Origin of the sequence: Empedobacter sp. UBA3239 (assembly GCF_002362875.1) — a bacterium.
In the GTDB taxonomy this organism is placed as follows: domain Bacteria; phylum Bacteroidota; class Bacteroidia; order Flavobacteriales; family Weeksellaceae; genus Empedobacter; species Empedobacter falsenii_B.
Genome location: NZ_DEVJ01000004.1, coordinates 22,175 through 35,426, shown reverse-complemented (window position 1 = coordinate 35,426; position 13,252 = coordinate 22,175). Strand labels below are relative to the sequence as shown.

At 30.9% G+C, this 13,252-nt stretch carries 12 protein-coding genes; 11 read left to right on the top strand and 1 reads right to left on the bottom strand.

Annotated elements, in window-relative coordinates:
- Nucleotides 1-808 precede the first annotated feature (808 nt).
- On the bottom strand, nt 809-1,504 hold the full coding sequence (locus B4G36_RS00745; protein ID WP_291061257.1) for an ABC transporter ATP-binding protein: 696 nt from the start codon (nt 1,502-1,504) through the stop codon (nt 809-811).
- 243 nt (nt 1,505-1,747) lie between these two features.
- On the opposite strand from B4G36_RS00745, the gene B4G36_RS00740 reads away from it, so the two are divergent.
- The 11 genes from B4G36_RS00740 to B4G36_RS00690 all read left to right on the top strand — a co-directional run bounded on the left by B4G36_RS00740 (nt 1,748) and on the right by B4G36_RS00690 (nt 13,231).
- Nucleotides 1,748-2,569 (top strand): prephenate dehydratase, encoded by an 822-nt coding sequence (locus tag B4G36_RS00740; protein WP_291061255.1) that lies wholly within the window; start codon nt 1,748-1,750, stop codon nt 2,567-2,569.
- Complete coding sequence (locus B4G36_RS00735; RefSeq protein WP_291061253.1) at nt 2,566-3,708, top strand: pyridoxal phosphate-dependent aminotransferase; 1,143 nt, start codon at nt 2,566-2,568, stop codon at nt 3,706-3,708. Before B4G36_RS00740 ends, B4G36_RS00735 begins: the two co-directional genes overlap by 4 nt.
- The gene (locus B4G36_RS00730; RefSeq protein WP_291061251.1) at nt 3,705-4,553 is read left to right on the top strand and encodes a prephenate dehydrogenase; all 849 of its coding nucleotides are present in this window, start codon (nt 3,705-3,707) and stop codon (nt 4,551-4,553) included. Before B4G36_RS00735 ends, B4G36_RS00730 begins: the two co-directional genes overlap by 4 nt.
- Before the next feature lie 125 nt (nt 4,554-4,678).
- Entirely contained in the window at nt 4,679-5,758 is a 1,080-nt protein-coding gene (locus B4G36_RS00725; RefSeq protein ID WP_115002148.1) for a bifunctional 3-deoxy-7-phosphoheptulonate synthase/chorismate mutase type II, read from the top strand.
- A gap of 6 nt (nt 5,759-5,764) precedes the next feature.
- On the top strand, nt 5,765-6,685 hold the full coding sequence (gene rsgA, locus B4G36_RS00720) for a ribosome small subunit-dependent GTPase A (RefSeq protein ID WP_291061249.1): 921 nt from the start codon (nt 5,765-5,767) through the stop codon (nt 6,683-6,685).
- Between the two features lie 102 nt (nt 6,686-6,787).
- The gene (locus tag B4G36_RS00715) at nt 6,788-7,060 is read left to right on the top strand and encodes a hypothetical protein (RefSeq protein WP_038333228.1); all 273 of its coding nucleotides are present in this window, start codon (nt 6,788-6,790) and stop codon (nt 7,058-7,060) included.
- Nucleotides 7,061-7,195: 135 nt separating this feature from the next.
- Nucleotides 7,196-7,645 (top strand): D-aminoacyl-tRNA deacylase, encoded by a 450-nt coding sequence (gene dtd / locus B4G36_RS00710; RefSeq protein WP_038333231.1) that lies wholly within the window; start codon nt 7,196-7,198, stop codon nt 7,643-7,645.
- 19 nt (nt 7,646-7,664) lie between these two features.
- The gene (locus tag B4G36_RS00705) at nt 7,665-9,557 is read left to right on the top strand and encodes a DUF3857 domain-containing protein (RefSeq protein WP_291061246.1); all 1,893 of its coding nucleotides are present in this window, start codon (nt 7,665-7,667) and stop codon (nt 9,555-9,557) included.
- 7 nt (nt 9,558-9,564) lie between these two features.
- Nucleotides 9,565-11,583, top strand: a complete 2,019-nt coding sequence (locus B4G36_RS00700) for a DUF3857 domain-containing protein (RefSeq protein ID WP_291061244.1) — start codon at nt 9,565-9,567, stop codon at nt 11,581-11,583.
- A gap of 89 nt (nt 11,584-11,672) precedes the next feature.
- Nucleotides 11,673-11,999 carry a nucleotide pyrophosphohydrolase gene (locus tag B4G36_RS00695; RefSeq protein WP_038333238.1) on the top strand — a complete coding sequence of 109 codons (327 nt, stop codon included), beginning with the start codon at nt 11,673-11,675 and terminating at the stop codon, nt 11,997-11,999.
- A 2-nt stretch (nt 12,000-12,001) separates the two neighbouring features.
- Nucleotides 12,002-13,231, top strand: a complete 1,230-nt coding sequence (locus tag B4G36_RS00690) for a 3-phosphoshikimate 1-carboxyvinyltransferase (protein ID WP_291061242.1) — start codon at nt 12,002-12,004, stop codon at nt 13,229-13,231.
- The last annotated feature ends 21 nt before the right edge of the window (nt 13,232-13,252 follow it).

The following is a 13,252-nucleotide window of genomic DNA, read 5'->3' as shown; positions in this document are numbered from 1 at the left end:
TCAAAATGAACAACGGGTTTTACTATTAAAGGACAAAGGAACAATTTTCCATGACGCAAGTCAAGGATTTATAGTATTAGGAGAATTCGAGTTTTCTAAAAATGTTACCTTTTCTCATGATAAACTAGGTTTTAATAAGTTTTTAAGATGGGTGAATACTCAATAATTAAGAAAGCTGAATTAGTATTTCTTAAGGAAATTACGGGAGCTTATTATAAAAGAGTAATAAACAACTAATTCCTTAATTAAATAAACAAATTACTCATTGTAAATTAAGAATAGAAAAACTTATAAATCGGATGAATATCTGAATAATAAAGTTCAAAACTACTAACCATTAAAGGTACTGGATTAATGACTATCGGAACGATGCTTACTGAAACGATGTGTTTTAAATGTTTAAAAAAATAAAGCAATTTTCGAGTTTTGTAGATTATAATTTTTGAGAAGAGAATTAGGAACATCAGTAAAAGAGCAAACAAAAATATCTAAAAAAAGGCAACAGATATATCCGTAATACCATATATTTTCCATTTATGGTAGCTTGTAGATTTAACCCAATAATGAAGGAAGTTTATACCAAAATAAATGAGAAAAATACATCAAAAATGATAGGCCAAGTCAGCAAAAACTGTTAGTTTGAATTTATATTTAATGGGAATTATACAATTTTTGATACAGATTATAATAAAATAACCTCAGTAAAAACTGAGGCTACACAAGATTCTTTAACAAAGTAAAACTCCTTTAATTTTTGTAAAGATAAAATTTTGGTCTAAAATAGTTCTTTATTTAAATAGTACCTTTTCTATTGTGTTAAAACATGAAAAGCTTCTTCCAAGTTTTTATATTGTCCTTTAAATTCTTCTATCGACTGATCTGCAACAATTTTTCCTTTATTCAAGAGGATTACACGTGAACAAAGCGCTTCCACTTCTTGCATAATATGAGTAGAAAGAATGACTGTTTTTTCTTTTCCAATTTCTTTAATTACTTCTCTAATTTCAATAATTTGATTTGGATCCAAACCATTTGTAGGCTCATCTAAAATCAAAATTTCTGGACTCGAAATAATCGCTTGCGCCAATCCAACACGTTGTTTATAGCCTTTTGATAATTGATGAATTTTCTTATGTTTTTCTGGTGATAAACCTACTTTTTCAATGACTTCATCAATTTTTGATTTAGGCACATTTCTAATATTTGTTACAAATTCCAAATACTCTCTTACATACATATCCATGTACAATGGATTATTTTCTTGCAAAAATCCAATCAATTTTTTCGATTCAATTGGTTGCGTCGAAACATTAAAATCATTCACAGAAATTTCACCAGAATCTGCATTTATTGCATTGGTAATACTTTTCATCAAAGTAGATTTTCCTGCTCCATTTGGTCCAAGTAAACCAACAACTTCGCCATTATTTATAAAAAACGAAACTTTGTCTAAAGCCACCTGTTCACCGTATTTTTTTACTAAATCTGTAATGATTATTCCCATTTGATGAAAAATTTTCGATAAAATTAGCAAAAAAGATTTTGATAACTGATAAATTATTTTTTAGATTTGTAGAACAATTAGAAAAACGAAATGGCAACATTCAATTATTTTAACGCATTCTTTTTTTACTTTTTTGGATATTATCCAGGAGAGCAGGGACTGCGTTGTCAAAATTGATTGTTAACATTCATAATAAGATAATATAAAGTTCCGCAATTTGTGGGACTTTTTTTGTGGAAAAAAATGAAAGAAAGAGTTGCAATACAAGGTTACATTGGTTCATATCATCACGAAGCTGCCAATAATTATTTAGGAAATGACATCGAAATTGTAGAATGCGACACATTCAAAACTTTAGCAAAGTCACTTGCAAAGGGAAAAGTTGACAAAGCAATCATGGCAATTGAAAACACAATTGCTGGAGCAATTTTACCAAACTATGCGTTGCTAACGAAATACAATCTGAAAGTTGTTGGAGAAATTTATTTATCAATCCAACATCAATTGATGGTCAAAAAAGGAAAAACTTTAGACGATGTAAAAGAAGTTCGTTCGCACCAAATGGCATTGTTACAATGTGATAAGTTCCTTGAAAAACATCCAACATGGCGAGTTGTAAATGATATCGACACCGCATTAACAGCCAAAGATATTGTAGAACAAGATTTGAATGATGTTGCAGCAATTGCGTCGAGAAAAGCGGCAGAAGTATATGAATTAGACATTTTAGCTTCGAGTATTCAGACGTTTCAAGATAATTTTACTCGCTTTTTTGTATTGCAACGCGAGCATAACGATTACGAAGATTTCAACAAAGTTTCGATGCGTTTTTCTGTTCCACACCAGTCTGGTGCTTTGGTTGACGTGTTAAATCAAATTGCAGAATGTGGAATAAATATGGACAAAATACAATCTGTTCCGATTATTGAAAAACCTTGGGAATACTCTTTCCACATTGATATTACGTTCGAGCAAAAAGAACAATATTATGAATTGCTTGGAAAAATTGCACGAAAATTAACTGATTTAGAAATATTAGGCGAATATAAACTGGGGAAAAAATGATAGCAGAAGCCCAACGATTACAAAGTGTTCAGGAATATTATTTCTCGAAAAAATTACAAGAAATAACGAACATGAAAACCGACATTCCAATTATTTCATTAGGAATTGGAAGTCCAGATTTACAACCTCATCTAGATGTGATCGAGGAATTAATCAAAAGCTCACAAAGCGGAATCAATGGCTATCAGAGTTATCGTGGAGTTCCAGAAATGCGCGAAGCTATGGCAAGTTTTTACAAAAACAAATTTGATGTAGACGCCAATCCTTCAACTGAAATTTTACCATTAATGGGATCTAAAGAAGGAATTATGCACATTTCGATGGCTTTTTTGAATGAAGGTGATAAAGTTTTAATTCCAAATCCTGGCTATCCAACCTATTCATCGGTTACAGAATTAGTTCAAGCAGAACCGTTGTTATACGATTTGAAAAATGAAAATAATTGGCTTCCAGATTTTGATCAATTAGAAAAATTAGCTGAGCAAAAACCAAAAATTATGTGGCTTAATTATCCACATATGCCGACAGGAGCTAAAGCTCCAAAAGACGTTCTTAGAAAATTAGTAGAGTTTGCAACTCGTCACAATATTTTAATCATTAATGATAATCCTTATAGTTTTATTTTGAACGATGAACCGACAAGCATCTTAGGAATTGAAGGTGCAAAAGATGTTTGTATCGAACTGAATTCATTAAGCAAAACCTTTAACATTGCAGGTTGGCGAGTAGGAATGGTGATTGGAAAAGAAAGTTTTATCAATTCTATTCTAAAAGTGAAATCAAATATGGATTCGGGAATGAATTTTGCGATACAAAAAGCCGCGACAAAAGCTCTTTTAGTTGATGATTCTTGGTACGATGAGTTGACAAAAGTTTACGCAGAAAGACGAAAAATTATTTGGGAAATCGCTGATATCTTAAATGTAAAATATAATCCCAATGCGGCAGGAATGTTTATTTGGGCGAAGCTTCCGGAGGGAAAAGATGATAAAGAATTTATTGATGAAATTTTATACGATAAAAAAGTATTTATCACGCCAGGAAGTATTTTCGGAAGTAATGGTGAAGGATTTATAAGATTTTCACTTTGCGCACCTGTTGAGAAGTTGATTGAAGTAAAGAAAAGATTAGAAGCATGAAAACAATTTCAGTAATCGGTTTAGGATTAATCGGAGGTTCTTTTGCTTTAGCATTAAAAAAAGTTGGTTTTGCCGAAAAAATAATCGGTGTTGATCAAAATATTGAACATCAAATTCAAGCTTTAGAATTAGGAATTGTGGATGAAATCGCTCCTTTGAATGAAGCACTTTCTCAATCAGATTTAGTAGTGATTGCGGTTCCAATTAATTCAATTCAAAAAGTTTTACCAGAGATTTTAGATCAAATTAATGATAAAACAATTGTAATGGATATGGGATCAACAAAAGCTGGAATTTGTAAAAAAGTTTTAAGTCATCCCAAAAGAAAACAATTTGTTGCCACACACCCAATCGCAGGAACGGAAAATTCTGGACCAAAAGCTGCTTTTCCTGAGTTGTTTTTAAACAAAGTTGCGATTTTGTGTGATGTTGAAGAAAGCGAAAAAGAAGCAGTAAAAAAAGTAAGAAAAATTTATCAATCGCTCTGGATGAATGTTAAAACAATGACTTCGGAAGCGCATGATGCGCACATTGCGTACGTTTCTCATCTTTCGCACATTACATCTTTCGCTTTAGGACAAACAGTTTTGGAAGAAGAAAAGAATGAAGATGCAATTTTTGACATGGCTGGATCTGGTTTCGAATCTACGGTTCGTTTAGCAAAAAGTTCTCCTGATATGTGGACACCAATTTTGATTCAGAATCGAGAAAATTTACTCAATGCTATTGATGCTTATCAAACACAAATTTCTAAAATCAGAAAAATGATCGAAGAAAAAGACGCCGAAGATATTCATCAATATTTAAAAAACACAAACGACATACGTCGAATATTAAATAAATAAAGTCATTCTGAATTTGTTTCAGAATCAAATCAAAAATAAAAGTTGAACTAAATTAAGTTTGACAAGAAAATAGAAATAATTACTCTCAAATAAAATAAATATTAAATCTTAAATTTGTAAATGTTATGGAAAACAATAACTGGATAAAAGAATACGATAAACCAATGATCATCGCTGGACCTTGTAGTGCAGAAAGTGAAAAACAAATGATGACAATCGCTGAAGATTTGGACAAAGATTATGTGCAAGTTTTTCGTGCGGGAATTTGGAAGCCTCGTACTAAACCAAACTGTTTCGAAGGGGTTGGTGCAATCGGATTAAACTGGTTGAAAAAAGTAAAAGACGAATTTGGAATGAAAATCGCAACTGAAATCGCCAATGCAAATCACGCAAAATTAGCGTTAGAATATGATGTTGACGTTTTATGGATTGGTGCTCGTTCTACGGTAAACCCTTTTACAGTACAAGAAATTGCTGAAGCTTTACGTGATACAGATAAAACAGTTTTGGTTAAAAATCCTGTAAATCCAGATTTAGATTTATGGATTGGTGCTTTGGAGCGTTTAGAAGGTCAAGGAATCAAAAACTTAGGTGCTATTCACCGTGGTTTTTCAACGTACAAAAAGACAAAATACCGTAACAATCCACAATGGCAAATTGCGTTAGATTTCAAAAACAAATTACCAAACGTGCCAATTATTTGTGACCCATCACACATTTGCGGAAACAGAACAGGATTATTTGATGTTGCACAACAAGCCTTCAACTTCGAATACAATGGATTGATGATCGAAACGCACAATAATCCTGATGAAGCTTGGTCTGATGCAGCTCAACAAGTAACACCAGCTCGTTTATTGGAAATCTTAAAAGATTTAGAAATTCGTGTTTCTGATGATCCAGATGCTATTTACAAAACTGGAATTCAGAATTTACGTCATCAAATTGATGAATTAGATAATTCTATTTTAGATGCAATTGCTCAACGTATGAAAGTTGCAAACTCTATCGGAGAATTAAAAAAAGAACATAATGTGGCAGTTTTTCAGCCAGATCGTTGGAAACAAATCAAAGATAATTCTGTAAAAGCAGGAGTTTCTTTAGGTTTATCTGAGGATTTTGTTGACAAATTATTGCAAGCAATTCACCAAGAATCTGTTGCGCAACAAAACCAAATTATGGTAAAAAAAGAAGAAAAAATTTAAACAATATTGAAAGGAATTGTCATAAAATCTACTGGTAGTTGGTATCATCTTTTAACCGAAGATGGTGCAACCTATCAGGCAAGAATTAGGGGAAAATTTAGAATAGCCAATATCAAACATACCAATCCAATTGCTGTTGGAGATGAGGTTGAGTTTGAGATTGACAAAGATGATATTGCAGTCATTACAAAAATTCATGATCGCAGAAATTACATCATTCGAAAATCTGTTAATCTATCCAAAAAAACGCATATTATTGCCTCTAACATTGATGTTGCTTTTTTGGTTGTAACGCTTTCTAATCCCAAAACTTCGTTTGGTTTTATTGACCGTTTTTTGATTACTGCCGAGGCTTATCATATTCCCGTTGTGATTTTATTTAATAAAATGGATTCGTACACGGAAGATGAAATGGCTGAGTTAGAAATTTATAAATCAATTTACAATTCTATCGGTTACGAAAGTCTTGATATTTCTGCTGAAACAGGACTAAATTTAGACCTTGTAAAAGATCGAATGAAAGATAAAGTAAGTTTGGTTTCGGGACATTCTGGTGTTGGAAAATCAACGTTATTGAATACTTTAAACCCTGATTTGAACCTAAAAACGCACGAAGTTTCTGATTTTAATAGCAAAGGACAACATACCACAACTTTTGCACAGATGTACGAATGGCCTTTTGGAGGTTTTATTATCGATACGCCTGGAATTAAGGAATTTGGTTTGGTTCATATCGACAAAACCGAATTACAAGGTTATTTTCCTGAAATTTTAGATTTAAAACATAATTGTAAATTTGATAATTGTATACATGTTAACGAGCCAAAATGTGCCGTTCGAGATGCAGTAGAAAATGGTGAAATAGCAGTTTCTCGCTACGAAAATTATCTCACTTTTTTAGAAGAAGATATTTATACCGAAAAATAATTAAAAGCCATTTCTTTCGAAATGGCTTTTTTATTTTTTCAAATTACGGTTTCACGTAAAAATAATTCAACTTCTCATTTTATTTTTGTTAAAATTAATTGAATGAGCAATTTATCCGTACAAATCGCTTTAGATTTTGTGGAATGTACAAAGGAACAAAAAGAAAGATTTTTATTGCATTTAGAAGATTTAAATTGGAAACCATTAAATCCAAATAAATTGTGGACTGCTGAATTCGATAATTCTAAAAACAAAGAAAATAAACTAAAAAATATAGAACAAGAACTAATTAATGCAAAACAAATATCGAAGCTCTATGAGCTAGATTATGTGATAATTGCAGATGAGGAAATCTATTTTAACCAACTAACTTAAACCTATAGCGATTGCTTTCTAAACTTAAATTACAACAAGCGTTATAACACATCTAAAAGATGAGTTGTAACGCTTTTTTATTTGTTAATAATTTCTTAAATTTCAATCAATTTAATACCGATTAAAACAATATTTATGCGAGTGATTTTACAGCGTGTGCAACATGCTTCTGTAATGGTGGATGGAGAAATAACTGGAAAAATAGAAAGTGGAATTTTGACCTTGGTTGGCTTTGAACCTGATGATACGAAGGAAGATTTTGAATGGATTTCGAAAAAAATAATTCAACTTCGAGTTTTCAATGATGAAAATGATGTGATGAATTTAGATGTGCAACAAACAAATGGAGATATTTTGGTTGTTTCTCAATTTACGTTACATGCCTCTACGAAAAAAGGAAATCGTCCGTCATATATCAAAGCGTCAAAACCAGCTGTTGCAAACGAACAATATGAAACATTTTTGAACGTTTTAGAATCAAATTTCAAACCTGTACAAAGAGGAATTTTTGGTGCAGATATGAAAGTCGAATTGTTGAATGATGGCCCTGTAACCATTTTTATCGATTCAAAAAATAAAGAATAACTTGATTAATAGATATTGAATGAAACAAACTCTACTTTTTTTAACTTTTTTGATTAGTTCATTTTCTTTTGCGCAAAACTATGCAGTTGATCAGATTCCAGACGATTTGATAAAAGATGCTTATGCTGTTGTGCGCAAAAACGAAGAAAAAATAGAACTTCTCAAAGTTGATGAACTAAAATATACGGAAGACGTTGTCGTAACAGTTTTGAGTAAAGCAGGCGATAATTATGTTGGTGCGCAAGCGAATTATGATGCAAATACGAAAATTGACTTATTCGAGGCAACTTTGTATGATGCAAATGGAAAAGAAATTAAAAAATTCAAGACCAAAGATTTTGGTGACCAAAGTTATGTAACAGGTGGACAAATGTACACGGATGATCGCATCAAATATTTAAATTATACTCCAACAAATTATCCTTACACGATAAATTATAAAATTGTTACAACGAACAAAAATACACTTTGGATTCCGCGTTGGTCACCTATACGAGCAGCAAATTTATCAATCGAAAAATCGTCTTATCAATTTGTCAATAAAACATCTTCAACCATTCGATTGAAAGAAGATAATTTTAAAGGTTTTGACATTGCAAAAACAGGAAATAACAATAATTTGAGCTATTCATTAAACAATGTTTTGGCATTTAATGAAGAAGATCAAATGGTTGGAATTCAAAAAATATTTCCTCGCGCTATTTTAGCTTCAAATCAAATCAATATCGATGGTGTTAAAGGAAATTTTGACAATTGGAATGATTACGGAAAATGGACTTTTGATAATTTAATTCGTACAAAATTAGATTTTACTCCAGCTCAAAAATCTGTTTTTCAAAATATGGTAAAAGAAGCAAAGTCAGATGAAGAAAAAGTTCAGATTTTGTACAAACATTTGCAAAATAAAGTTCGATATATTGGTGTACAACTGGGAATTGGAGGACTTTCGCCTTTTCCGAATTCTTATGTTGAGAGCAAAAGTTATGGCGATTGCAAAGCCTTATCTAATTATATGATTGGAATGTTAGATGCAGTGAATATCAAATCGTATCACACCATATTATTTGCTGGAAATCCAATTGATATTGATGAGCAAATGATGTATCAACAAGGAAATCACATGATTGTTTATATACCTCTAAATGGAAAAGATATTTGGTTAGAAGCAACAAGTCAAACAGCTCCTTATAATTATTTAGGTGATTTTGCAGGAAATAGAAAAGTATTAATTGTTGATGAAAAAGGCGGAAAAATTATTCCTTCACAACAATTCAAAACAGAAGATAATCAATTATTCGTGAATGGAAATGCAACACTTTTAGCAGATGGGACATTAAATTTTGATTTTTCTGAAACTTCCAAAGGTTTGATTTATGAGAATTTTGCAAGATTTAATCAATTAAGCGAGAAAGAACTTGATGTTCGTTTAAAAAATCGATTTTCTTACTTACAAGGAATATCATTCAAAAAGAAAGAATTTAATAATGATTGGAAAAATGCTGTTTTCACTTCAAATTTCGAGTTTTCAGCACCAAATTATGCTAAAATTCAAGGAAATAACATCATTCTGAATATTATTCCAGTGAATAAAGAAGAGACTTCTGTCAAAAAAATGAAAGATAGAAAGTTTGATTTCAACATCGAGACAGGATATGTTGACGAAGTTTCGTATACATTGACACTTCCTTCTGGTTATAAATTACCACAAAAATTTGATGCTATAATTGTGAAATCAGCTTTTGGTGAATATCAATTAGAAATCAATCCAAAAGAAAATAATGCATTCGAAATAAAACGTATTTACAAACAATTTTCAGGAACTTTCTCAAAAGAAAAATACAACGAATATGTAGAATTTAGAAGACAAATTTCGGGTTACGATAACACAAAACTACTTTTAGAAAAATTATAACACTAATATGAAAACAATATTTACGATTGTTGCGACAGTTGCAACCGTTTCGAGTTTTGCTCAAGATGTAAAATTTGGAAAACTATCTAAACAAGATTTCGAGAAAACAAAAAGTACAATTCAAGCTGACGCTCCTGCAGAAGTTTTATATGCTGACGGAAATTATAAAGTTAGTTTTAATACCAATCAAGGCGGTGTTGAGCAAACAAAGAAAGTTTTTTATAGAGTAATTGTTTTTGATAAGGATAAAACACCTGATGATGTTTTAAAAATAGAAATTCCTCTTTACAAAAGCTCAGGATCAGATCAAGATAAATTGATTACTTTAAAAGCGGTTACCTATAACCTTGAAAATGGAAAAATTATTGAACAAAAAGTTGAGAAAAAAGATATTTTCTTAGATAAAGTCCATCGTTTTATGGATAAACAAACGTTTACATTTCCAAATGTAAAAAATGGATCAATCTTAGAATATACATACGAAATTATTTCCCCTTTCTATGGAAATACTGATACGTGGTATTTTCAACAATCGATTCCTGTAGTTACGAGTAATTTCACGATGCAAAATCAAGAATATTTTAATTATCAACAAGATTTAAGAGGTGAATTTGCTCCTAAATTAACAAAAAATTCCAAAGAAGATACTTTTTCAACTACTTCTTTTGGAAACAGAGGTGTTTCATCTTTTGGTGGAGATATGGGAAATCAAGGCGCGACATCAAGTAATCATAAATTAAAGATTGATACACAAACTTATTCATTAGTTAATTTACCTTCTTATTCTCGCGAAGCTTATGTGCTTAATCCGAGAAATATGTTAGCAAGTATTCAGTTTGAGTTAGCTTCTTTTGTTGCTCCAGGTAGAACTTCAGAAAGTTTCTCTACAACTTGGGAACGTATTGGAAAAGATTTGATGGATCACGAAGAATTTGGTCGACAATTAAATGGAAATAATTTTTTAGATGAAACTGTAAACGCTACAATTGTTGGAAAATCTACAAATATTGAAAAAGCTCAAGCAATTTACAATTATGTAAAAAACAACATGGCTTGGAATGATTATTTAGGTCAATATACAGATAAAGGAATTCGAAAAGCATTTAACGAAAAATCTGGAAATTCAGCGGATATCAATCTTATGTTAACAGCTATGTTGCGTAAAGCTGGATTAGACGCAAATCCAATTGTTTTGAGTACGTTGCAAAATGGTTTAATCAATTATTCGTTTCCTTCACGTAGCAAATTGAATTATGTAATTGTTGGAGCAACAATAGATAATGAATTTTATTTAATGGATGCAACTGATAAAAATGCTCAAATTAATTTATTACCAATTCGAGCAATTAACGATCGTGGATTTATGGTAAATGAAAAAGGAATAAAAGAAGTTCCTCTTCGTAATTCGGTTATGACCAATGATAAAATATCAATTACGGCAGATTTAAAAGCTGATGGAAATTTGAAAGGTTTATTTTCTAATGTTCGTGATAATTATTTTTATATGTTTGATAAAAGTGAAATCGCAGATGATCCAAAAGCGTTTGAAAAAGAATTTGTAGAAGATTACAATTTTGAAATTTCAGAATTTAAAACACAAGATAACAAACAAAATGTAATTCGTCATCAATTCAAATTTGATGATGTAAAAGTAGATGTGGCTGGAAATAAAATATTATTCAATCCATTTTTATTTGTTGCGAATACAAAACATAATTTAAATCTAGATCAACGTAATTACAATATTGAGTTTGGTGCACCAACTACGAATACAAATACAATTAAAATTAAAATTCCAGAAGGTTACAAAGTCGAATCTTTACCAACTGAAAAGCAATTTACAATGCCTGATCAAGCTGGTGGATATGCATATAAAGTAATTGAAAAAGATGGTTTTATTATCGCTCAAGCCCAAAAAGTTATTCCATACAGTATTTTACCTGCACAATACTATAAACCATTGAAAGAATTTTTAACAAATATCATTAATGCAGAAAGTCAGCAAGTGATTTTGGTAAAACAATAAAAAAATATTCTAAACATCGAATAAAGCCAACTCCAAATACAAGTTGGCTTTTTATTTTTGTACCTTTAACTTTTAAAATTTAAAATAAGATGAGCCTTAAACAAGCACAAACAGACGTTGATAATTGGATAAAAGAACATGGTGTTCGTTATTTTAACGAATTAACAAATATGGCACAATTAACTGAAGAGGTAGGAGAAGTTGCACGTATTATTGCGCGTCGTTACGGTGAACAATCGGAGAAAGAATCTGATAAAAACAAAGATCTTGGCGAAGAATTGGCAGATGTTATTTTTGTAGCGCTTTGTTTGGCAAATCAAACAGGTGTTGATTTAGAATCAGCTTTTTACAAAAAATTAGATTATAAAACAAAACGTGACCACGATCGTCATCAAAATAATGATAAATTAAAATAAATATGATTGAAATTTCTGCTCTAAAATCTCCTATAAACAATCAATTAGCCATCACAGGTTCTAAAAGCGAAAGCAATCGTTTGTTGCTATTAAGTCAATTATTTGAGAATGTTTTGACATTAGAAAATGTTTCAAATTCAGAAGATTCTCAATTAATGCAAAAAGCGTTAGCGAACAAAACTGATTTAGTTGATATTCACCACGCGGGAACTGCCATGCGATTTTTAACGGCTTATTTTTCTATTCAAGATGGACGAAAAATAACGTTGACAGGTTCTGAAAGAATGAAACAACGTCCAATAAAAGTTTTGGTTGATGCCTTGAATGAGTTGGGTGCAGAAATTTCGTATCAAGAAAACGAAGGTTATCCACCTTTATCGATTGTTGGAAAAAAAATAACGAAAGATTCTATTACAATCCCTTCTAACATTAGTTCTCAATATATCTCTGCTTTATGTTTGATTGGAACGAAATTAGAAAATGGGTTAACGATTAATTTGGATGGAAAAATTATTTCTATTCCTTATATTCAAATGACAATTCAATTATTGAATAAAGTTGGAATTAATGCAATTTTCGAAGGAAATACAATCAAAATTCCTTTTACTGAAAACATCAAAGCTCAAACTTTACAAGTAGAATCTGATTGGAGTTCAGCTTCATATTATTATAGTTTGATTGCTTTATCGCAGAATTCTGAAATTAAAATCTCAACTTATTTCGAAGATTCTTTACAAGGAGATTCAGCTTTGCAACATATTTATGCAGAAAATTTTGGTGTAATTTCAACTTTTGAAAATGGAGTTTTAACATTGAAAAATGAAGATAATTTCATACCAAAATCTATCATCGAATTAAATTTAATCAATACTCCAGATATTGCACAGACGATTGCTGCAACTTGTGTGGGATTGAAAACAAAATGTCATTTAACTGGTTTAGAAACATTAAAAATCAAGGAAACAGACCGTTTAGTCGCACTCAAAAATGAGTTGGAGAAATTTGGAGCAATTATAACAATTACAAACGATTCATTAACGATAGAAGGTTATAATATTTTTGAAAAAACGCCTACTTTAGCAACATATAACGACCACAGAATGGCAATGTGTATGGTGCCTTTGGCTCAAATTTACCCAATTCGAATTGAGAATGAAATGGTCGTAGAAAAATCTTATCCAACATTTTGGGAAGACTGGAAACAATTAGGTTTTGAAATTAAATCGATTTAAAATATAACAAAAAAATCCGCT

What these genes read in the sequence shown, in the direction of transcription:
- B4G36_RS00730 (WP_291061251.1), top strand. Translation starts at nt 3,705, where the DNA reads ATGAAAACAATTTCAGTAATCGGTTTAGGATTAATCGGAGGTTCTTTT.
- B4G36_RS00700 (WP_291061244.1), top strand. Translation starts at nt 9,565, where the DNA reads ATGAAAACAATATTTACGATTGTTGCGACAGTTGCAACCGTTTCGAGT.
- B4G36_RS00725 (WP_115002148.1), top strand. Translation starts at nt 4,679, where the DNA reads ATGGAAAACAATAACTGGATAAAAGAATACGATAAACCAATGATCATC.
- B4G36_RS00745 (WP_291061257.1), bottom strand. Translation starts at nt 1,504, where the DNA reads ATGGGAATAATCATTACAGATTTAGTAAAAAAATACGGTGAACAGGTG.
- B4G36_RS00740 (WP_291061255.1), top strand. Translation starts at nt 1,748, where the DNA reads ATGAAAGAAAGAGTTGCAATACAAGGTTACATTGGTTCATATCATCAC.
- B4G36_RS00705 (WP_291061246.1), top strand. Translation starts at nt 7,665, where the DNA reads ATGAAACAAACTCTACTTTTTTTAACTTTTTTGATTAGTTCATTTTCT.
- B4G36_RS00715 (WP_038333228.1), top strand. Translation starts at nt 6,788, where the DNA reads ATGAGCAATTTATCCGTACAAATCGCTTTAGATTTTGTGGAATGTACA.
- B4G36_RS00735 (WP_291061253.1), top strand. Translation starts at nt 2,566, where the DNA reads ATGATAGCAGAAGCCCAACGATTACAAAGTGTTCAGGAATATTATTTC.
- dtd (WP_038333231.1), top strand. Translation starts at nt 7,196, where the DNA reads ATGCGAGTGATTTTACAGCGTGTGCAACATGCTTCTGTAATGGTGGAT.
- B4G36_RS00695 (WP_038333238.1), top strand. Translation starts at nt 11,673, where the DNA reads ATGAGCCTTAAACAAGCACAAACAGACGTTGATAATTGGATAAAAGAA.
- B4G36_RS00690 (WP_291061242.1), top strand. Translation starts at nt 12,002, where the DNA reads ATGATTGAAATTTCTGCTCTAAAATCTCCTATAAACAATCAATTAGCC.